Here is a 19,324-nt window from a genome sequence, read left to right on the forward strand (position 1 = left end):
GGATGTCCAGCCCGATGAGCCCAAGTCCGACGAGCAACAGCACCAACCAGTCCTGGGGCGGCCGCTTCAACGAACCCACCGATGCCTTCGTCGAGCGTTTCACCGCCTCGGTCGACTTCGACCGACGCCTCGCCCTCCACGACATCCAGGGCTCCGTCGCCCATGCCACCATGCTGGCCCGGGTGGGCGTGCTCACCGACGACGAACGTGACGCCATCATCGCCGGGCTCGGCAAGATCCGCGACGAGATCGAGCGCGGCGAGTTCGCGTGGTCGGTGAAGCTGGAAGACGTGCACATGAACATCGAGGCGCGGCTCACCGAGGAGATCGGCGTCACCGGCAAGAAGCTGCACACCGGGCGCTCGCGCAACGACCAGGTGGCCACCGACATCCGCCTGTTCCTGCGTGACGAGATCGATCTGGTGGCCGGGGAGCTCGCCCGCCTGCGCGAGGGGTTGATCACTCTCGCCGAGGGCGAGGCCGACACCATCATGCCCGGCTTCACCCACCTGCAGACCGCCCAGCCGGTCACCTTCGGCCACCACCTGCTGGCCTGGCAGGAGATGCTGGCCCGCGACCACGAGCGACTGCTCGACTGTCGCCGTCGCGTCAACGTGCTGCCGCTCGGCGCCGCGGCGCTCGCCGGTACCACCTACCCCATCGATCGCCACGTCACCGCCGAGCTGCTGGGCTTCGCGCGCCCCGCCGAGAACTCGCTCGACGCGGTGAGCGATCGCGACTTCGCCATCGAGTTCACGGCCTTCGCCAGCCTGCTGATGATGCACCTGTCGCGCATGAGCGAGGAACTGGTGCTGTGGACCAGCGCCCAGTTCGACTTCATCGACCTGCCCGACCGCTTCTGCACCGGCAGCTCGATCATGCCGCAGAAGAAGAACCCCGACGTGCCCGAGCTGGTGCGCGGCAAGACCGGCCGGGTCTACGGTCACCTGATGGGCCTGCTGACCCTGATGAAGTCCCAGCCGCTGGCCTACAACAAGGACAACCAGGAGGACAAGGAGCCGCTGTTCGATACCCTCGACACGGTCAAGGACTGCCTCAAGGCCTTCGCCGACATGGTGCCGGCCATCGAGGCGCGCAAGGCGAACATGCTCGAGGCGGCGCGGCGCGGCTTCTCCACCGCCACCGACCTCGCCGACTACCTGGTACGCCGCGGCGTAGCCTTCCGCGACGCCCACGAGATCGTCGGCCAGTCGGTGGCCTACGGGTTGCGCCACAAGAAGGACCTCTCGGAGATGAGCCTCGAGGAGCTGCAGCAGTTCTCCGACGTCATCGAGGCCGACGTCTTCGAGGTGCTGACCCTGGAGGGCTCGGTGGCTGCACGCAACCATATCGGCGGCACCGCGCCGGACCAGGTGCGCGCCGCGGCGAGCCGCGCCCGCGAGGCACTGACGGCCCTGGGCGGTGCGGCCTGATGCGGCGCCTCGCCCGGACCGCCGCCCCCCTGTGGCTGGCCCTGATGCTGGGCGCGGCGCTGGCCGGCTGCGGCCAGAAGGGCCCCCTCTACCTGCCCGATGACGAGGCGGCGGCCGAGCGCTACGGCGCCCCCGCCGATACCGACGACGCGCCTCAAGACAGCGAGACCTAGGCATGGATCATTTCGAATATCGCGACGGCGTGCTCTACGGCGAGGAGGTGCCCCTGACCCGCATCGCCGACGAGATCGGCACGCCCTGCTACGTCTATTCCAAGGCCACCCTGGCGCGCCACTTCCGCGCCTACACCGAGGCCCTGGGCAGCCACCCTCACCTGATCTGCTACGCGGTGAAGGCCAACTCCAACCTCGCGGTACTCGGCCTGCTGGCGCGGATGGGCGCCGGCTTCGACATCGTCTCGGTGGGCGAGCTGGAGCGGGTGCTGGCCGCCGGCGGCGACCCCGCCAGGGTGGTCTTCTCCGGCGTCGCCAAGCAGGAGGCCGAGATGGCCCGGGCGCTGGAGGTCGGGATCAAGTGCTTCAACGTCGAGTCGCGCCCCGAGCTCGAACGGCTCGATGCCGTGGCCGGGCGGCTCGGCAAGGTCGCGCCGGTGTCGCTGCGGGTCAACCCGGACGTCGACGCCGGCACCCACCCCTACATCTCCACCGGGCTCAAGGACAACAAGTTCGGCATCGCGGTGGACGAGGCGCTGGCCGCCTACGAGTTGGCCGCCGGCCTGCCCAACCTCGAGGTGGTGGGCCTGGACTGCCATATCGGCTCCCAGCTCACCGAGCTCTCGCCCTTCCTCGACGCCCTCGACCGGCTGCTGGTGCTGCTCGAGCGACTGCGCGACCGCGGCATCGAGGTCGAACACCTCGACCTGGGCGGCGGCCTCGGCGTGCCCTACCACCACGAGCGCCCCCCCCAGCCCTTCGACTACGCCACCGCCCTGCTCGAGCGCCTCGCACGCTGGGAAGGCAGCGAACGCCTCACCCTGCTGTTCGAGCCGGGCCGGTCGATCGCCGCCAATGCCGGGGTGCTGCTGACCCGGGTCGAGTTCCTCAAGCCCGGCGAGACGAAGAACTTCGCCATCGTCGACGCCGGCATGAACGACCTGATCCGCCCCGCGCTCTACCAGGCCTGGCAGGCGATCCTGCCGGTGGACACCCGGCATGTGCGCGAGAGTGCCACCTACGACGTGGTCGGGCCGGTCTGCGAGACCGGCGACTTCCTGGGCAAGGACCGCGAACTGGCCATCGCCGCCGGCGACCTGCTCGCGGTACGCTCGGCCGGGGCCTACGGCTTCGTCATGGCCTCGAACTACAACAGCCGGCCGCGCCCGGCCGAGGTGATGGTCGACGGCGAGCTCGTGCACCTGGTGCGCCGCCGCGAGCCGCTCGACGCGCTGTGGGCCGGCGAGTCGCTGCTGCCCGACGACGGCGAGGAGGCACGCTGATGCTGCTGCACTTCACCAAGATGCATGGCCTCGGCAACGACTTCATGGTGGTCGACCTGGTCACCCAGCGGGCCCGCCTGGAGGAGGCGCAGATCCGCCGACTCGCCGACCGCCGCTTCGGCATCGGCTTCGACCAGTTGCTGGTCGTCGAGCCGCCCCGCGACCCGGACATGGACTTCCGCTACCGTATCTTCAATGCCGACGGCAGTGAGGTGGAGAACTGCGGCAACGGGGCCCGCTGTTTCGCCCGCTTCGTGCGCGACCAGCGGCTGACCCACAAGCACGAGATCCGCGTCGAGACCGCCGGCGGCCCGCTGACCCTGCGGGTGGAGGACGACGGCCAGGTCCGCGTGGACATGGGCGTGCCGCGCTTCGCCCCCGAGGCGCTGCCCTTCGACGCCGCCGAGGACCGCCTGCGCCACGCGCTCGAGGTGGCGGGCGAGCAGCTCGAGATCGGCGTGGTCTCGCTGGGCAACCCCCATGCCGTGCTGCGGGTCGAGGACATCGACACGGCCCCGGTGGCGCGCCTGGGCCCGGCCATCGAGGCCCACCCGCGCTTCCCCAGGCGGGTCAACGCCGGCTTCATGCAGGTGGTCTCGCCCCACGAGATCCGGCTCAGGGTCTACGAGCGGGGCAGCGGCGAGACGCTGGCCTGCGGCACCGGCGCCTGCGCCGCGGTGGCCTGCGGCATCCGCCAGGGGCTGCTCGAGAGCCCGGTCACCGTGCACCTGCCCGGCGGCGACCTGCGCATCGAATGGGCCGGCGACGACGCCCACCTGACCATGACCGGCCCCGCCGTGCGCGTCTTCGACGGCCGCGTCGCCCTGGGCTGACGCACGCCGGCGTCCCGGCAGAACAAGAGCCTTCAGTCGACCAGTTCCCTCGGCTGGAAAAGAGCCCCAAAGGAGAAGCCCGCATGACACGAGCCGCCCCCGAACCGCGCAAGACCCTCGATCCCGACCGAGTGGCCCAGTGGCTGGCCCGACACCCGGATTTCTTCGTCGGTCGCGAGGGGCTGCTGCAGCAACTCAAGGTGCCCCACCCGGAGGCCCGCGGCGCCACCTCGCTGCTCGAACGCCTGGTCCACGACCTGCGTACCCGCGCCGAGCAGGCCGAGTGGCGCCTCGAACAGCTGCTCGAGTCGGCGCGTCACAACGAGGCCCAGTACCGCCGCACCCGGGAGCTGGTGCTGGCCCTGCTGGAAGCCGAGAACAACGACGCCCTGGGCCAGGCGCTCGCCACCCAGCTCAGCGAGCGCTTCCACACCTCGGCGGTGGCCCTGTGGTGCCCGGCCAGCCTCACCGATGCCGAACCCCAGCCGCCCCAGCCGCCGCGCCACGTGCTCGACGATCACGCCGGCCAGCGCCTCGCCGCGCTGCTCGATGGCCGTGCCAGCCGCTGCACGCGGCTCACCCCCACCGACTGGAAGCGCCTGCTGCCTCATGCCCAGGCACCGCGCAAGGCCGGCTCCTGCGCCCTCGCCCGCCTGACACTGGGCGAGCCGCTGGGTTACCTGGTGCTGGCGAGCCCCGACCCCGACCACTTCCGCGCCAGCATGGACACCCTGTTCACCGAGTACGTCGGTGACGTGGTGGCCCGCCTGCTGATGCGCCTGGCCCACTCCCCCCATGGCTAGGCGCCCGGAAGCCGAGCACCCGCTGACGCGGGAGGTCGAGGCCTTCCTGGAGGGACTCGCCCGCACGGCCAGCCCGGCCACGGTGAGCGCCTACCGGCGCGACCTCGAGGCCCTGGCCGGCTTCGTCGCGCAGGGCGGCTGCGGCGACTGGGCCCGGCTCGACGTGACCCTGCTGCGGCGCTTCCTCGGTGGCGAGCGCAGCCGTGGCCTGGCCCCGCGCAGCCTGGCACGTCGCCGCGCGGCGATCTCGCGCTTCGCCGCACACCTGCTGCAGGCGGGCATCCTCTCGCACAACCCGGTGGCCCTGACCCGGGCGCCGCGTCAGCCTCGCCACCTGCCGAAACCGCTGGATGCCGACCAGCTGGCACAGTTTCTCGATGCCCCCCACGACGACTCGCCCCTCGGCCGGCGCGACCAGGCGATGCTGGAGTTGTTCTACTCCAGCGGCCTGCGCCTCGCCGAGCTCGCCGCCCTCGACCTCGGCGACCTGCAGCCCCGGCGTGTGCGGGTGCTCGGCAAGGGGCGCAAGCCGCGCCAGGTGCCGGTGGGCAGCCGTGCCCGCCAGGCCCTGGACGCCTGGCTCGAGGTGCGTGGCCGGCTGGCCATCGATGGCGAACCGGCGCTGTTCGTCGGCGCCCGCGGCGCCCGCCTCGGCCATCGCGCCATCCAGAAGCGCCTGAACGAGCTGGCCAGGGCCCGCGGGCTCGCCGAGCACCTCCATCCACACCGGCTGCGCCACTCCTTCGCCAGCCACCTACTGGAATCGAGCCAGGACCTGCGCGCCGTGCAGGAGCTGCTCGGCCACGCCAACCTCGCCACCACCCAGGTCTATACCCGGCTCGACTGGCAGCACCTGGCGGCCAGCTACGACGCCGCCCACCCGCGGGCGCGCCGCCGTTCCGATGACGAGGGTGGCCAGCGATGACCTCCGCCCGCCTCCAGGCCATCACCTTCGACCTCGACGACACCCTGTGGGACAACCATGGCGTGATGGAGCGTACCGAGACGGGACACTATGCCTGGCTCGATGCGGCCCTGGCTGACTGGCTGGAGCGGCGCGGCGAGGCGCCGGCAGTCCGCTTCGCCGAACGCTTCCCGCTAGGTGCCTACCAGGCCCGCCGGCTCGAGCTCGCCCGCCGCCACCCGCTGCGGCGGGGCGATTTCAGTTGGCTGCGCGAACGCGCCCTGGCGGCGCTGCTGGAAGCCTACGGCCTGCCGCGCAGCGCCGCCTGCCAGTGGGCCGCCCAAGCGATGCAGCGCTTCATGGCGCTGAGGCATGAAGTCTCCCCCCACCCCGAGGTGGAGCCGATGCTCGAGGCGCTGGGCAAACGTTATCGGCTGGCCAGCATCACCAACGGCAACGTCGATATCCGCCGGCTGGCGCTGCATCGCCACTTCCCGGTGGCCATCGCCGCCGGCGAGATGTTCGCTCCCAAGCCCGATCCGCGCCCCTTCCTGGCGGCGCTGGCCCGGCTCGACACCGTGCCGTCACGGGCGCTGCACGTGGGGGATTCCTGGCTGGAGGATGCGCTGCCGGCCCGCCGGCTGGGGATGCAGGTGGCCTGGATCGCCGCTGCCGACAGCGGCCTGCCGACGGGCATCCACCGCCTGGCCCATGTGCGGGAACTGCCGACCCTGATCGGGTGGCTGGAGAGGCGCTGACGCGCCGGCGCATCACCGCTCTCGGCTCCCGGGCGGCAGCCCCGCTACCGCCCAGCCCTCCAGGGCCCGGCCCAGGCGCAGCAGCGCGTAGACCACGAAGGGCGTGAGCAGCATCAGCGCCACGCCCCAGTCGCGGTTGTTGATCAGCCACACCAGCGGCACCACCACCGCCACGGCGGCCAGGCACCAGGCCGTCACGGCCAGTACGAGTCGGGAACGGGTCGTCACGGCAACCTCCTCAGCTGGCGATGATCTGGCGGTAGATCCCCGGCAGCGCCAGGGAGAGGTGCTCGGGACGCTGGACGATGGCATAGCCGCCGCGGCCGAACAGATGCGGGATGTAGCGCCCCGCCTGGCGGTCGATGGTCACGCCGAAGACGCGCACCTCCTGGCGCCGCGCCTCGAGCACCGCCTTGCGGGTGTCCTCGATGCCGTAGCGCCCCTCGTAGTAGTCGTTGTCGTTGGGCTTGCCGTCGGTGAGCAGCAGCAGCAGGCGATGGCGGTTGGGGCGCTTGGCGAGTTCGCCGGTCAAATGCCGGATGGCCGCCCCCATGCGGGTGTAGGAGCCGGGCTTGAGCGCGGCGATGCGCCGCGACACCCGCTCGCCCATGGGCTCGTCGAAGCCCTTGAGGGTGTTGACCCAGACCCTGTGGCGCCGCCGGGAGGTAAAGCTGTGGATGGCGTAATCGTCGCCGCAGCCGGCCAGGCCGTGGCCCAGCACCAGCAGCGCCTCCTTGGCGACGTCGAGCACCCGGCGGTCCTCCAGCCAGGCCTCGGTGGAGAGCGACACGTCCACCAGGATCGACACCGCCAGGTCGCGGGCCTGGGTGCGGCTGGCCAGGTAGAACCGATCGCTGGCCTCGCCGGTGGCGGCCAGGTCGCAGCGCGAGCGGATCACCGCGTCCATGTCCAGGTCGCTGCCGTCCAGCTGGCCGCGCAGGATCTCGCGGCGCGGGCGCAGCGCCTCGAACTCGCGCCGTACCCGGCGGATGCGTCGACGCGTCACCTCGTCGGGCGTCCAGTCCTCGCCCTCCTCGCCCTGCACCTCGCTGAGCACCACGCAGTGGTCGGGCAGGTAGGCCTGCTTGCGATGGTTCCACTCGGGATAGGTATGGCGCCCCTTCAACCCGCCGCCGGCGGCCTCGTCCGGCGCCAGGTCGAGGTCGAGCCTGAGCCTCGAGGCGGCCTTCTGGCGGTTGGGGCTGAGCACGATCTCGTCGATCTGGTCGGCGGCCTGTTGCGCCGCGTCCTCCTCCTCGTCCTCCACGTGGCGGTTGAGGTTCACCATCTCGGCCCAGGAGAGCATCTTCTCGGAGGCATTGAGGAGCAGCGAATCGTCGCGGTCGGCCTGGTCCTGCTCGCGGCGGTCGGCCTTGCGCTTGCCATGGTCGTCCTCCGCCTGCGGCCTGTCGCCGGCGAGGGGGGCCTCGTCGTCGTCCGCCGTGGCCTCGCGGGCTCCGTCACGGGTCCCCAGGGTCACGGCCTGGCCCCATAGCGGTACCGGCAGTGGCGGCCGATAGCCCCGCGGTGCCAGGAAGTCGTCCAGGGGGAAGGCCGCGTCGCGGATGGCGCGCTGCATGGCCAGGGGCCAGTCTCCCTCGGGGTCGGGGGCGCCCAGCTCCGCGCACAGGGCGGCTTCCAGGTCCGCCTCGCGGGGCGGCAGCCGCTTGCGCCGGGGTCGGATTGCCAGCAGCTCACCGCACAGGCGCACATAGCGATCGGTGAGCCCGGGGAAGCGGGACAGCGCCGCACGAGTGGCACGCCGCGCCTCGCGCAGCCGCAACAGGTCGGCCTGCAGCGGGTCGACGGCCGGCTCGACCGGCCGAGCCTCGGCCAGGAAGGCCGTGAGCCACAGGTAGAGGTCGCGGTTGAGCGCGGCCTCGGGAAACAGCGCCAGGCGCGGCGGCAGCAGCAGGTGTTCCTCGTCGCGCCGGGCCTGGTCGAGGTCCTCCTCGTCGAGGCCCAGGCGCTGGCGCAGGCTCAGCCGGTGGGCGGAGCCACGCCGGGCGATGGCGGCCACCTCGACGCCCGCCTCGCCGCCCCCGGCGCGGAAGAAGACCCCCAGCATCGGGCGCAGCGACTCCAGCGTCACCGCCGCCTCGGGGTGGTCGGGATAGCTCGCCGCCCCGGAGGCCCAGCGGTGCCAGTGGCGGCCGACGAACTCCTCGACCTCGAGGAAATCGAGCATGGACATGGGAAATACCTCAGCCGAAGGTGGCGTGGATGGCTTCCATCAGTCCCTCCTGGACGTCGGCATCGTCGGAGAGCGGCTCCACCAGGGTGGCGCGGGTGGCCTCCAGGATCGGCATGCCGGCGTTGATCAGGGTCGCGCAGTAGACCAGCAGGCGCGTGGAGACGCCCTCCTCCAGGTCCTGGCCCTTCATGGCGCGCAGGCTGGCCGCCAGGTTGACCAGCGCCGCGCACTGCTCGGCGGGCAGGCCGCTCTCACGGGCCACGATGTCGCGCTCCGTCGCCGGCGGCGGGAAGTCGAAGGACAGGGCCACGAAGCGCTGACGGGTGCTCGGCTTGAGCGACTTGAGGATGTGCTGGTAGCCGGGGTTGTAGGAGACCACCAGCATGAAGTCGGCCGGCGCCTCGAGCAGCTCGCCGGTGCGCTCCAGCGGCAGCAGGCGGCGATCGTCGGTGAGCGGGTGCAGCACCACGGTGACGTCCTTGCGCGCCTCGACCACCTCGTCGAGGTAGCAGATCCCGCCCTCGCGCACGGCACGGGTCAGCGGGCCGTCGACCCAGCGGGTCTCGCCGCCCTGCAGCAGGTAGCGGCCGGTGAGGTCGGCGGCGGTCAGGTCGTCGTGGCAGGAGACGGTGAACAGCGGTCGCCCGAGCTTCGCCGCCATATGGCTGACGAAGCGGGTCTTGCCGCAGCCGGTCGGCCCCTTGAGCAGCAGCGGCAGGCGCTGTCGGAAGGCCTGCTCGAACATGCCGCACTCGTTGCCGACGCTCTGGTAGAAGGGCAGCTCGCGCTCGCTGGCGGAGGTGGCCACGGAGGAAAGGGGCATGGGGACTCTCCCGGTCAGGATTCGAGGCAGGCGGCCCGTGGGGGCCGCCTCGTTCAGGTGCGCTGGGCGCCCGCGGTCAACTGGGTGCCGCCGGCCGGTACCTGCTCCCGGGCCGGACCGAAGAAGGCGTAGATCAGCAGGACCGCCCCCGCGGCCACGGCCACACCGGAGCCCAGGCGCATGATGTAGAAGAGGCCGAGCTGGCTCTGTACCTCCATGAAGTTCATGCCCAGCACGCGCTGCAGGTGGGTCTGCACCACCCCGGCGAAGGTCAGGGTGAAGGTCATGAAGCACATCGCCGAGGTCATGATCCAGAAGCCCCACATGTTCATCACCTGGTTGTACGGCTGCACGCGCCGCAGCTGCGGCATGGCGAAGGTGATGATACCGAGCATCAGCATCACGTAGGCGCCATAGAAGGCCAGGTGGCCGTGGGCGGCGGTGACCTGGGTGCCATGGCTGTAGTAGTTGATGAACGACAGGGTGTGCATGAAGCCCCAGACCCCGGCACCGAAGAAGGCGATGGTCGGGCAGCCCAGCGCCCAGAGCATGGCGGCCTTGTTGGGGTGGTTACGGCTGCCCTTCCAGAACATGGTGAAGGCGAACACCACCATGACGAAGAAGGGGATCACCTCCAGGGTGGAGAAGATGCTGCCGATGGGTTGCCAGTAGCTCGGCGCGCCGATCCAGTAGTAATGGTGACCGGTGCCGAGCAGACCCGAGAACAGCGACAGGCCGACGATGACGTAGAGCCACTTCTCGATCACCTCGCGGTCGACCCCGGTCATCTTGATCAGCAGGTAGCCGAGCAGCGAGGCCATGATCAGCTCCCACACGCCCTCGACCCAGAGGTGCACGACCCACCACCAGTAGAGCTTGTCCACCGCCAGGTTGGTGGGGTTGTAGAAGGCGAACAGCCAGAACACCGCGGCCAGCCACAACCCCAGCATCAACACCAGGTTGATGGCGGTCTTGCGGCCCTTGGCCAGGGTCATGCTGGTGTTGAAGAGGAACATCAGGAAGGAGATGGTGATCAGCACCTTGACCCAGAACGGCTGCTCGAGGAACTCGCGACCCTCGTGGATCCCGAACTGGTAACCGACCAGGGCGGCGGCACCGGCGAAGGCGAAGATCGCCAGCTGCACATAGGCCAGGCCGGGGCTGTGAATCTCCTGCTCGGCCTCTTCCGGCATCAGGTAGTAGGTGGCGCCCATGAAGCCGATCAGCAGCCAGACGATCAGCAGGTTGGTGTGGCTGACGCGCATGACGTTGAAGGGCATCAGCTCGGCCATGAAATTCGGCGCGACATAGACGGAGGCGGCCAGCAGGCCGAAGACGACCTGCAACGCGAACAGCGCCATGGCGACCATGAAGAATGGCAGGGCCACCTTCTGGGTTTCGTATTTCATCGGTGTATTTCTCCTTGGTTCATCCACCCGGACTCACGGTCATCCACGGCTCAGCCGGCGGGATGCGGAGGCCAGTCCTGGTCATCGATACCATCGGTCCACTCCAGGAAGTCGATCAGCGACTGCATCTCCTCCTCGCTGAAGTCGTAGGCAGGCATCTGGCGACGACCCTGGATCCCCAGCGGCTGGGCGCGAATCCAGCCGGCGAGGCCTGCACGAGCCGCCTCGGGGTTCTCGTGGCCGCCGTAGCGCTCCCAGACGTTGCCCAGCTCCGGCGCGAAGTAGGCACCCTCGCCCATGATGCTGTGGCAGTTGATGCACATGTTCTTTTCCCACACTTCCTTGCCGTGCTTGACGGACTCGGTGAGCCCCGCACTGTCGGTGGATGTGTTGACCATGTACCAGTGACTGTGGGCCGTCAGCGCGGCGAACAGCAGAAAGAAGAACAGCGACCCGCCATAGAAGATATTGCGGGCCGCCGATCGAGTGAGACCCTCGGCCATGAATCATTTCCCCCTTGCTGGTGTGATGTTTCCTCGGGACCGGATTGCCTCGGCTGCCTGTCCCTCCCCTCTATAAACATGTATATCACATGCATGTTTATAGAGTAGCAGCTCGGACGGGGCCCTGGCTTTGACACCGGTCAAGTTGCGGTGGACAGAATGTCGCAGCAGGGCGTGACGACCGCAGCTAACCGCGACGGAGAGCCGCAGGGACCGCCGGCGACGCTGCGCCGACGGCGAGACATCACTCCTTGTCGGTGATGTCCTCGATCCAGGTCAGGGCGGCGACACCGGCGGGAAGCCCGATGGTGGGGATGGCCAGCATGGCCACCTGCTTGAGGGCCTCGGGCTCGACGCCTTCGCGCAGGGCACGACGCATGTGGGAGTGCACCGCCCCTTCGGACCCGGCGCCCACCGACAGCGCCAGCTTGACCAGCCGGCGGGTGCGCGCATCGAGCGGCCCGCTCTCGGAGCAGGCCTTGCCGAGCCGGGAAAAGGCCTCCCACACCTCGGGATACTGTGTCGCCACCTTGCCGGCGCCGGAGGGAAGATCCTGTGGACTCATGGTCGGGCTCCTCGTCATGGTAGGGCTATGGAGAGACGTGATGAAAGCCGTCGTGAAGCGAAGGCTCGCCGCCTCAGTATAGGAGACTCCCGGGGCTCAAAGGCCGGCCAGCCAGGAGAGCGGGCTGTGGCGGATGGCGGCCCCCAGCATATAGAGGAAGGCGGCCACCGCGGCCAGCGCCGCCGCACCACGCATCGCCGGCGTGCGGCCACGCTTGATCGCCACCGTGCCCAGGCCGATGTAGGCCAGCAGGGCGAGCAGCTTGGCGGCCAGCCAGGGATGCTGGTGCGGCCACAGCGAGAGCATCACCATCAGGGTGACGCCCAGTGCCAGCAGGGCGGTGTCGACCAGGTGCGGCACCACCTTCACCCACCGCTGCTGGAGGAGCGGCGCCTGGCGCACCGACCACCAGGCACGCAGCGAGAACAGCGCCAGGCTCACCCCCGCCGTCGTCATATGCAGATGCTTGATCAGGACATAGTGTTCCAGCAACTTCCTCTCCTTTGCTTCGGGCTTCGGGCTTCGGGCAGGGTCGTGGCTCGAAGCCCGTGGCTCGTCGCCCGCAGCTGGCGCAAGGCGCCGGCTAGCCGTCCTTGCCATCCAGACGAGGCATGAACAGGGGGACAGTGTAGTGGAACAGGAAGATCAGGTAGGCGAGACACCAGAAGATGATGCCCAGGTTGTAGGTCCAGTGGGTGATCTGGGGAAACAGCGCCAGCACCGGGGAACGCAGCAGCGCCGCGACGAGCATCAGCCCCAGCGCCACCCCGATGCCCGGCAGGGTACGGATGGGGCGCGCGGTATGGCCCAGCGCGACCCGCGACATCATCGCCAGCATCATGGTGCCCATGCCACCGATGGTCAAGGCGTGCACCGCCAGCTCGGCCCGGATGACACCCAGCGCCGCCAGGGCCCACATGGCCAGGCCCACGGGGATGAAGGCGTAGCTGCCGTGCAGGCCCCAGAGCAGCGGCTCACGCCAGCTGGCGAGGCCACCCCAGCGGCCCAGGCGCACGGCATTGGCCAGGGCGGCCAGGCCCATCAGCGCCGCCAGCAGGGCGCCGGGCAGCGACACGCCGAGCATCACCAGCAGTTGGCCCGTCACCACGGCCAGGGTGCTGCCCAGGGCCAGGGCCTCGAGGGCGGGGATCGGCGCCGGCTTCGCGCGCCCCAGGCGGTTGGCGGTGAACATGGCGATCACCCGGCCGCCCACCACCACCATCAGCAGGGTGACCAGCAGCACCGCCAGGTAGGCGGCCTGGCGGATCAGCTCGGCGTCGCCGTTCATCACCCCCAGGTGCATCGCCAGGTTGGCGAGGGTCAGCAGCGCGAGCGCCGGCAGGAAGATCAGGTTGCGCCAGCGCTTCGCGGCGATCACCAACCGGGCCATGACGACCGCCACCAGCGGCAGGAAGGCCAGGTCGACCAGCACCGGCAGCCAGCCCGGCAGCCCCAGGGGAACGGCCATCAGCAGCCGGCCCGCCAGCCAGACGCCGACCAGCGCCAGCAGCGGGCCACCGCTGAGGCTCGGCAGCCCGGTCCAGTTCTGTACCGCGGTGAGCAGAAAGCCCGCCACCACGGCGGCGGCGAAGCCGAACAGCATCTCGTGCTGGTGCCAGAACATCAGCCCGCCATGGGGACGCAGCAGGATGTCGCCGTGCCAGAAGGCCAGCCACACCACCATGGAGACCACGCTGAACAGCGCCGCCAGCAGGAAGAAGGGCCGGAAGGCCAGACGCGCCACCGGCAGGCGCGTCAGCATGGAGGAACTCGCGGGGAGAGAGGATGGCTGCATGGCACAATACCCGACCGTAACGCTTGGATATGCCCATTCTGCGTCAGCCACCTCCCGGAAACCATGACTGGCATCAAGAATGCTTCTTATCGACGCCCCGGCATCAGTGACTCGTTCCTTCCTCGTAGCGCGTCTTGTTCCAGACGTTGTACTTGCCGGAGGGCTTGCTCATGGGGATGCGCTTCTCCTCTTCCAGGCTGTCGCCGTCGTAGACGATGACCGCGCCGTCGTCCGCCCAGACGCTCAGCAGCAGCTTCTCGCCGTGGCGGTCGAACTCCACGTGGGCGGCAGTCTTGCCGGGCTCGGGAGTGAGGGTCTCGATGATCTCCAGGCTGGCCTTGTCGATGACGTGGACCCGGTCGCGGTGGGGGCCGAAGAAGACGTCCACCCAGGCATAGGGCGAGTTGGCGTGGCTGCGCATGAAGAAGCCGGGGCCGTCGGTCTCGAGGGTCTTGATCAACGACCAGTCGCTCATGTCGATGATCGACACCGCCGCCATGGTCAGGTGCGGCAGCGCCATGACGCGGCGCCCCTCGTGCTCCCAGGTGATGCCCGAGCCCAGGTGCGGCATCCCCTCCAGGGGCAGGTCGGCGACCTTCTCGCCGCTGTCCAGGTTGACCACCATGCCGCCCTGGCCACCCCGTGAGGCGCCGATCACGTGCTCATACTCGAGGTCGAAGAAGAAGTCGTCCAGGTAGTCGGGCACCGGGAGGCGCCGCACCTGGAAGGTGGGGGTGTCGTGGCCGCGTTGCTGCTCCAGTGGCGTGGCCATATGACCGGTGGCGATCACCGGCTCGGTGGGCAACGGCCAGGGGATCTCCCACACCTCCTCGAGGTCCTTGAGCGCGGCGATGAAGCTGCCCCGCGGCGGCGCGGCGTAGACGGCGCTGACCCGCGAGCTCTCGCCGCCCTCGCCCACCACCGGGTAGACCTTCATCAGGTCGAGGTCGTGGGCGTCGAAGAGCACCAGGCTGTGGGGCAGATAGTTGGCGGCCATCAGGTAGCGGCCGTCGGCGGAGACGGCGATGTTGCGCATGTTGATGCCGGCGCGCACCTCGGCTACCACCTCCAGGTTGTAGAGGTCGTACTTGGTGATCCAGCCGTCCCGGGAGCCGAAGAAGACGTGGCGCCCGTCGGGCGTGTACTTGGGTCCGCCGTGCAGGGCGTAGCGGGTCTCGAAGCGGTGGATCGGCTCGAAGGTGTCGCCGTCGAGCAGGCTGGCATGGTGATCGCCGGTCTCGACCACGATGAAGAGGTTGAGCGGGTCGGCGTCGAAGCGCGGCACATCCGGCAGGCTGCCCGCGGGATGGCGCACGACCTGGCTGGCCAGGATCTCCTCCTTCGCCCAGTCGGGCTCGACCTCGGGCTCACGGTAGATCCACTCGACCAGGTCGCGGATCTGGCCGGCGTCGAGCTGCGCGCCGAAGGCCGGCATCTGGCTGGCCGGTCGCCCGTCGCGGATCACCGCCTCGGCGGCCTGCGGCTTGAGCCGCGAGAGGTTGCCCGGCAGCAGCGCCGGGCCGATGCCGCCCAGCCGCGCCTCGCCATGGCAGGACGCACACCGGGCCTGGTAGAGCGCGCGGGTATCGTCGGCACCGGCCGGCATCATGGCCGTGATCAGCAGCGCGGCGGCCAGGGCCCGCAGGGAGGTCCGGGGGGGAACGAGGCGTTTCACAGGGCAATCCGCTCCCGCGCCAGTTCCAGGGTCGCACCCTCGGCGCAGGTCGCCTTCTCGGGGGCGGGCTGGGCCAGGGTGTCGGCCAGGCGCACCACCTCGCCCACCACGATCAGGGTGGGCGGCCTGAGTCCCTCGCTCGCGATGGTCTCGACCAGCTCACCCAGGCAGGTGATCACCCGGCGCTGCTCGGGGGTGGTCCCCCGCTCCACCAGGGCCACCGGATGACGGGCGGGCAGGCCGTGGCGCTGCAGCTCGCGGCTGATCAGCCCGGCATTGGCCAGGCCCATGTAGAACACCACCGTATGGTGCGGGCTCGCCAGCGCGGACCAGTCCAGGGCCAGCTCGCCGTCGCCCTTGCAGTGGCCGGTGACGAAGGCGACGCTCTGGGCGTGGTCGCGATGGGTCAGCGGAAAGCCACCGTAGGCGGCACAGCCCTGGGCGGAGGTGATCCCCGGCACCACCCGGAAATGGATGCCGTGCTCGATCAGCACCTCGGCCTCCTCGCCGCCGCGACCGAAGATATAGGGGTCGCCGCCCTTGAGCCGCACCACCCGCTTGCCTTTCTCGGCCAGGTGCACAAGCAGGGCATTGGTCTCGTCCTGGGTCAGGGCATGGCAGCGCGAGGCCTTGCCCACGTAGAAGCGCCGGGCTCTGGGGCTGGCCAGGGCCAGCACCTCACGAGAGACCAGGCGGTCGAAGACCAGGCAGTCGGTCTGCTCGAGCAGCGACAGGGCCCGCAGGGTCAGCAGCCCGGGATCGCCGGGCCCGGCGCCGACGATGGCCACCTCGCCGGGGGCCAGCGGCGCCTCGGCGAGAGCATAGGAAACGCGACGTGACGGCATGGCGGAGTTCCTCGCAAGCCTACTGGATTTCGACGGCCTGGATGGCCTCGAAGGGAGCACAGATACGGCGCTCACCGGCGCCCTCGACCCCGATCTCGCGGTGGGTCAGGTAGCAGCCGGGGTCCTCCTCCCAGGGGTCACCGGTGACCTTCCAGGCCCGCACCCGGGTGTTGCCGTTGCAGATCGACAGGTAGCAGCACTCGGCGCAGCGCCCCTTGAGCGGCCGCGGACGCTGGCGGAAGCCGACCATCAGCGGGTCGCGGGTATCGCGCCAGATCGTCGAGAAGGGCCGGCTGCGGACGTTGCCCAGGTCGTGGTCCCACCAGAAGGTGTCGGGGTGGACGTTGCCCAGGTTGTCGATGTTGGCGATATGCTCGCCCGAGGCGTTACCGCCCCAGTGGATCAGCCGCCGCTCCAGGGCCTCGGCCTGCTCGGGGAAGTGCTCGCGGGCCCACATCAGCAGGAAGGGGCCGTCGGCGTCGTTGTTGCCGGTGACGTATTCCCGCTCCACGCCCCGCGATAGCCCCTCGCGGCAGTGGTCGAACAGGCGGGTCATGGCATCGCGGGTCATGCGGTACCAGGCGTCCTGCTTGCTGTGGCGCCGGCCGCGGCCGCCGTAGTTGAGATGCGAGAGGTAGAACTTGTCGACGTCGTGCTCGTCGAGCAGCGCCAGGATGTCGCCGAGCTGCTCGACGTTCTCGCGGGTCAGGGTGAAGCGCAGGCCGACCTTGATGCCGCGCGCCTTGCACAGCTTCACCGCGTGCATCGACTCGCGGAAGGCCCCCCGGCGCTGGCGGATGACGTCGTGGGTGGCCTCCAGGCCGTCGATGCTGATGCCGACGTAGTCGTAGCCGACCTCGGCGATCTCGTCGATGTTGGCCTCGGTGATCAGGGTGCCGTTGGTGGAGAGCCCAGTGTAGATGCCCAGCTCCCGGGCGCGGCGGGAGAGCGCGAAGATGTCGGGGCGCATCAGCGGCTCGCCGCCGGAGAGGATCAGCGCCGGCACCCGGAAGGCGTGCAGGTCGTCGAGCACCGCCTGGGCCTCGGCGGTGGAGAGCTCGCCGGCGAAGTCGATATCCGCCGAGGTGGTGTAGCAGTGCTTGCAGGTCAGGTTGCAGCGGCGGATCAGGTTCCAGATCACCACCGGACCGGGCGACTCGCGCGCCGGCTCCCTTGCTTCATGACCCAGGGGGCCCGGCTCGATCAGCGACTTGATGTAGCGGGTGACGCGAAACATGGCTACCTCCGGGGCGGATCCTCGGGACGAGCGGCGAGCCGCAGTCCGGTCTTCTTGAGGATGCGTGAGCTGTAGAGGATGCGGTGGTCGTGGCACGCCTCGCCCAGGCGCTCGCGCAACACCGCCGCCTGACGCTCGACCTCGTCGCGGCTGCGACCGTGGAGCATGGCGAACAGGTTGTAGGGCCAGTGGGGCAGGTGCCGCGGCCGGCGATAGCAGTGGCTGACGCCCTCGATGGCCGCCACCTCGCGGCCCAGGCGGTCGATATGTGCGTCGTCGACGTCCCACACCGTCATGCCGTTGGCCACATAGCCGAGCCGATAGTGGTTGGGCACGGCGGCGATGCGGCGGATGATCCCGCCGTCCTGCATGCGCTGCATGCGACGCCGCACCTCGTCGCCCGACAGGCCGACGCGCTCGCCCACCGCCCCCCAGGGGTCGGGGACCAGTGGCAGGCCGGCCTGGGTGGCCAGCACGATGGCGCGGTCGGCGGCGTCGAGCCCCTGGGGCGGCCTAGACGGGCAGATGGAGACGGACATGGAACTCCTCCTCCCTGGGCATGTTGTAGACGGCCAGGCCGGTGACGGCCTCGATCCCGTCGATCACTTCCCGAATGCGCTCCGGGGTCTCGGTGGCCAGCACGAACCACATGTTCAGGGCATGCTCGCGGCGGTAGTTGTGGGCCACCTCGGGGAAGGCGTTGACCGCGTCGCTGACGCGCTCATAGTCCACTTCCGGCACCGCCAGGGCGGCCAGCGTCAGGCCGCCGCCCAGGCGCTCGGCGTGGTACATGGGCCCGAAGCGGCTCAGCACCCCGTCGCGCAGCAGCAGTTCGAGCCGATACAGCAGCTCGCCCTCGCCGATCGCCAGCTCGGCGGCCACCGCCGCATAGGGGCGCGACACCAGCGGCAGCCCCGCCTGCAGGCGATTGATGATCCATCGATCGGCCGCGTCCAGCGCGGCCGTGTCAGGGTGCAAGGCGATCACGGGGCTCGTCCTCCCGGCAGTAGCGGCCGCCGCACTGGCGGTAGGCGTGGGTGCTGAAGAGCACCCGATGGGGTACGGCCTCCAGCCCCTGGCGCGCAATGATGGCCGCCAGCTGATCGAGCACCCGCTCGCGGCGGGTGCCGTGGATCATGCAGAAGAGGTTATAGGGCCAGTCGGGCAGGCGCCGCGGGCGGCGGTAGCAGAGCCTCACGGCGGTCTCCCGGGCAAGCCGACGGCCCACCATAGCGACCCGCTCGTCCGGCACGTCCCATACCACCATGGCATTGGCCTGGAGACCCAGGCGGCGATGGCGCACCACCAACCCCAGGCGCTTGATCAGCCTCTCGGCCTGCCAGCGGTGCACCAGGGCCATCACCTCCTCCTCGCGCAGCCCGCAGCGCTTGGCCAGGGCCCGCCAGGGACGCGAGACGATCGGCAGGCCCTCCTCGAGCAGGGCGCGTAGTCGGTGTGTCGCCGCTGGATCCGGGGTCGAGCGTGACGAGGGACCGATGAGTCTCATGCGCCCTCCTCCAGCTCGGTCCAGGGGATGGAGAACGCCAGGTCGATGTGATAGCCGTCGAGCATCGGCAGACGCAGCAGGGCGCGGCCCAGCTCGGCCTCCAGGATCTCGAGGCGTGCCTCGAGCGTCGCCTCGTCGGGGCCGGTCATCACGAACCAGAGGTTGTAGCCGTGCTCCCGGGCCAGATCTTCATGTGCATGCTCTTCACGTGCATGCTCTTCACGTGCGTAGTTGTGGTTCACCCCGGGGGCGCGATTGATGAGTTCTGCGAAGGCGTCGCGCTCGGCCTCCGGCACGGCCACCGCCGCCAGCAGGCTGGCGCCGGCCCGGGCATGGTCGAAGACCGGCCCCACGCGGCTCACCACGCCCAGCGACTGCAGGCGCTCGAGGCGGGCGATCACGTCGGCCTCCGGGCAACCGAGGCGTTCGGCCACGGCCGCGAAGGGGCGGGTGCAGACCGGCAGGCCGCGCTGGTAGCAGTCGATGAGGCGACGGTCCAGCGCATCGAGGTCATGAGGTTGGCAAGGCATCGGCACAGCTCACTTCTCCCGCGGAATGGGCGGGCGGGCCGGGGGCCCGCCGCC

At 70.0% G+C, this 19,324-nt stretch carries 21 protein-coding genes and 1 pseudogene; 7 read left to right on the plus strand and 15 right to left on the minus strand.

Annotation, left to right across the window (positions count from 1 at the left end; translation table 11 throughout):
• Positions 1-14 precede the first annotated feature (14 nt).
• From argH to QLQ85_RS20595, 7 genes and pseudogenes are all read left to right on the plus strand, one after another.
• Positions 15-1,433, plus strand: a complete 1,419-nt coding sequence (gene argH / locus QLQ85_RS20565) for an argininosuccinate lyase (protein ID WP_282740707.1) — start codon at positions 15-17, stop codon at positions 1,431-1,433.
• A pseudogene (gene lptM / locus QLQ85_RS20570) lies at positions 1,433-1,561 on the plus strand (LPS translocon maturation chaperone LptM); the annotation flags it as partial. The gene argH and the pseudogene lptM, both read left to right, overlap by 1 nt.
• 47 nt (positions 1,562-1,608) lie before the next feature.
• Complete coding sequence (gene lysA / locus QLQ85_RS20575; protein WP_282740709.1) at positions 1,609-2,889, plus strand: diaminopimelate decarboxylase; 1,281 nt, start codon at positions 1,609-1,611, stop codon at positions 2,887-2,889.
• A complete protein-coding gene (gene dapF / locus QLQ85_RS20580; protein ID WP_282740710.1) occupies positions 2,889-3,722 on the plus strand; it encodes a diaminopimelate epimerase in 834 nt (277 codons plus the stop codon). The genes lysA and dapF overlap by 1 nt, the downstream gene beginning before the upstream one ends.
• Before the next feature lie 83 nt (positions 3,723-3,805).
• Positions 3,806-4,525, plus strand: coding sequence for a DUF484 family protein (locus QLQ85_RS20585; RefSeq protein ID WP_282722696.1), 720 nt, complete (start codon positions 3,806-3,808; stop codon positions 4,523-4,525).
• Positions 4,518-5,450, plus strand: coding sequence for a tyrosine recombinase XerC (locus QLQ85_RS20590; protein ID WP_282740711.1), 933 nt, complete (start codon positions 4,518-4,520; stop codon positions 5,448-5,450). The genes QLQ85_RS20585 and QLQ85_RS20590 overlap by 8 nt, the downstream gene beginning before the upstream one ends.
• Entirely contained in the window at positions 5,447-6,187 is a 741-nt protein-coding gene (locus QLQ85_RS20595) for an HAD family hydrolase (protein ID WP_282740712.1), read from the plus strand. The genes QLQ85_RS20590 and QLQ85_RS20595 overlap by 4 nt, the downstream gene beginning before the upstream one ends.
• Positions 6,188-6,199: 12 nt before the next feature.
• Here the strand turns inward: QLQ85_RS20595 and QLQ85_RS20600 are convergent, their stop codons facing one another.
• The 15 genes from QLQ85_RS20600 to QLQ85_RS20670 form a co-directional block, all read right to left on the minus strand.
• Positions 6,200-6,415 (minus strand): hypothetical protein, encoded by a 216-nt coding sequence (locus QLQ85_RS20600; protein WP_282740713.1) that lies wholly within the window; start codon positions 6,413-6,415, stop codon positions 6,200-6,202.
• 10 nt (positions 6,416-6,425) lie between these two features.
• Entirely contained in the window at positions 6,426-8,381 is a 1,956-nt protein-coding gene (locus tag QLQ85_RS20605) for a nitric oxide reductase activation protein NorD (protein ID WP_282740714.1), read from the minus strand.
• Positions 8,382-8,391: 10 nt separating this feature from the next.
• Positions 8,392-9,204, minus strand: coding sequence for a CbbQ/NirQ/NorQ/GpvN family protein (locus tag QLQ85_RS20610; protein ID WP_282740715.1), 813 nt, complete (start codon positions 9,202-9,204; stop codon positions 8,392-8,394).
• 53 nt (positions 9,205-9,257) lie between these two features.
• Positions 9,258-10,613 (minus strand): cbb3-type cytochrome c oxidase subunit I, encoded by a 1,356-nt coding sequence (locus QLQ85_RS20615; RefSeq protein WP_282740716.1) that lies wholly within the window; start codon positions 10,611-10,613, stop codon positions 9,258-9,260.
• A gap of 50 nt (positions 10,614-10,663) precedes the next feature.
• Entirely contained in the window at positions 10,664-11,116 is a 453-nt protein-coding gene (locus tag QLQ85_RS20620) for a c-type cytochrome (protein WP_282722689.1), read from the minus strand.
• Positions 11,117-11,360: 244 nt separating this feature from the next.
• Complete coding sequence (locus QLQ85_RS20625; protein WP_102627272.1) at positions 11,361-11,681, minus strand: carboxymuconolactone decarboxylase family protein; 321 nt, start codon at positions 11,679-11,681, stop codon at positions 11,361-11,363.
• A gap of 96 nt (positions 11,682-11,777) precedes the next feature.
• Entirely contained in the window at positions 11,778-12,170 is a 393-nt protein-coding gene (locus QLQ85_RS20630; RefSeq protein ID WP_282741011.1) for a SirB2 family protein, read from the minus strand.
• A gap of 94 nt (positions 12,171-12,264) precedes the next feature.
• A complete protein-coding gene (locus tag QLQ85_RS20635; protein ID WP_282740717.1) occupies positions 12,265-13,443 on the minus strand; it encodes an NnrS family protein in 1,179 nt (392 codons plus the stop codon).
• A 136-nt stretch (positions 13,444-13,579) separates the two neighbouring features.
• Entirely contained in the window at positions 13,580-15,151 is a 1,572-nt protein-coding gene (locus tag QLQ85_RS20640) for a nitrite reductase (RefSeq protein ID WP_282740719.1), read from the minus strand.
• Positions 15,148-15,996 (minus strand): uroporphyrinogen-III C-methyltransferase, encoded by an 849-nt coding sequence (cobA, locus tag QLQ85_RS20645; protein WP_282740720.1) that lies wholly within the window; start codon positions 15,994-15,996, stop codon positions 15,148-15,150. The genes QLQ85_RS20640 and cobA overlap by 4 nt, the downstream gene beginning before the upstream one ends.
• A gap of 19 nt (positions 15,997-16,015) precedes the next feature.
• Positions 16,016-17,233, minus strand: a complete 1,218-nt coding sequence (gene nirJ, locus QLQ85_RS20650) for a heme d1 biosynthesis radical SAM protein NirJ (RefSeq protein ID WP_282740721.1) — start codon at positions 17,231-17,233, stop codon at positions 16,016-16,018.
• A 2-nt stretch (positions 17,234-17,235) separates the two neighbouring features.
• The gene (gene ahbB / locus QLQ85_RS20655) at positions 17,236-17,772 is read right to left on the minus strand and encodes a siroheme decarboxylase subunit beta (protein WP_282740722.1); all 537 of its coding nucleotides are present in this window, start codon (positions 17,770-17,772) and stop codon (positions 17,236-17,238) included.
• On the minus strand, positions 17,747-18,220 hold the full coding sequence (locus tag QLQ85_RS20660) for an Lrp/AsnC family transcriptional regulator (RefSeq protein WP_282740723.1): 474 nt from the start codon (positions 18,218-18,220) through the stop codon (positions 17,747-17,749). The genes ahbB (QLQ85_RS20655) and QLQ85_RS20660 overlap by 26 nt, the downstream gene beginning before the upstream one ends.
• Positions 18,201-18,740, minus strand: coding sequence for a siroheme decarboxylase subunit beta (gene ahbB / locus QLQ85_RS20665; RefSeq protein ID WP_282740724.1), 540 nt, complete (start codon positions 18,738-18,740; stop codon positions 18,201-18,203). Before ahbB (QLQ85_RS20665) ends, QLQ85_RS20660 begins: the two co-directional genes overlap by 20 nt.
• The gene (locus tag QLQ85_RS20670) at positions 18,737-19,270 is read right to left on the minus strand and encodes an Lrp/AsnC family transcriptional regulator (protein ID WP_282740725.1); all 534 of its coding nucleotides are present in this window, start codon (positions 19,268-19,270) and stop codon (positions 18,737-18,739) included. Before QLQ85_RS20670 ends, ahbB (QLQ85_RS20665) begins: the two co-directional genes overlap by 4 nt.
• Positions 19,271-19,324: the final 54 nt, after the last annotated feature.

The sequence above is a fragment of the Halomonas kalidii genome (assembly GCF_030010475.1).
Lineage (GTDB): Bacteria > Pseudomonadota > Gammaproteobacteria > Pseudomonadales > Halomonadaceae > Halomonas > Halomonas heilongjiangensis.

Coding starts and splice junctions, on each gene's coding strand:
- QLQ85_RS20595 (WP_282740712.1), top strand. CDS start 5,447: ATGACCTCCGCCCGCCTCCAGGCCATCACCTTCGACCTCGACGACACC.
- cobA (WP_282740720.1), bottom strand. CDS start 15,996: ATGCCGTCACGTCGCGTTTCCTATGCTCTCGCCGAGGCGCCGCTGGCC.
- QLQ85_RS20635 (WP_282740717.1), bottom strand. CDS start 13,443: ATGCTGACGCGCCTGCCGGTGGCGCGTCTGGCCTTCCGGCCCTTCTTC.
- argH (WP_282740707.1), top strand. CDS start 15: ATGAGCCCAAGTCCGACGAGCAACAGCACCAACCAGTCCTGGGGCGGC.
- QLQ85_RS20610 (WP_282740715.1), bottom strand. CDS start 9,204: ATGCCCCTTTCCTCCGTGGCCACCTCCGCCAGCGAGCGCGAGCTGCCC.
- QLQ85_RS20625 (WP_102627272.1), bottom strand. CDS start 11,681: ATGAGTCCACAGGATCTTCCCTCCGGCGCCGGCAAGGTGGCGACACAG.
- lysA (WP_282740709.1), top strand. CDS start 1,609: ATGGATCATTTCGAATATCGCGACGGCGTGCTCTACGGCGAGGAGGTG.
- dapF (WP_282740710.1), top strand. CDS start 2,889: ATGCTGCTGCACTTCACCAAGATGCATGGCCTCGGCAACGACTTCATG.
- nirJ (WP_282740721.1), bottom strand. CDS start 17,233: ATGTTTCGCGTCACCCGCTACATCAAGTCGCTGATCGAGCCGGGCCCC.
- ahbB (WP_282740722.1), bottom strand. CDS start 17,772: ATGTCCGTCTCCATCTGCCCGTCTAGGCCGCCCCAGGGGCTCGACGCC.
- QLQ85_RS20615 (WP_282740716.1), bottom strand. CDS start 10,613: ATGAAATACGAAACCCAGAAGGTGGCCCTGCCATTCTTCATGGTCGCC.
- QLQ85_RS20670 (WP_282740725.1), bottom strand. CDS start 19,270: ATGCCTTGCCAACCTCATGACCTCGATGCGCTGGACCGTCGCCTCATC.
- ahbB (WP_282740724.1), bottom strand. CDS start 18,740: ATGAGACTCATCGGTCCCTCGTCACGCTCGACCCCGGATCCAGCGGCG.
- QLQ85_RS20590 (WP_282740711.1), top strand. CDS start 4,518: ATGGCTAGGCGCCCGGAAGCCGAGCACCCGCTGACGCGGGAGGTCGAG.
- QLQ85_RS20605 (WP_282740714.1), bottom strand. CDS start 8,381: ATGTCCATGCTCGATTTCCTCGAGGTCGAGGAGTTCGTCGGCCGCCAC.
- QLQ85_RS20585 (WP_282722696.1), top strand. CDS start 3,806: ATGACACGAGCCGCCCCCGAACCGCGCAAGACCCTCGATCCCGACCGA.
- QLQ85_RS20620 (WP_282722689.1), bottom strand. CDS start 11,116: ATGGCCGAGGGTCTCACTCGATCGGCGGCCCGCAATATCTTCTATGGC.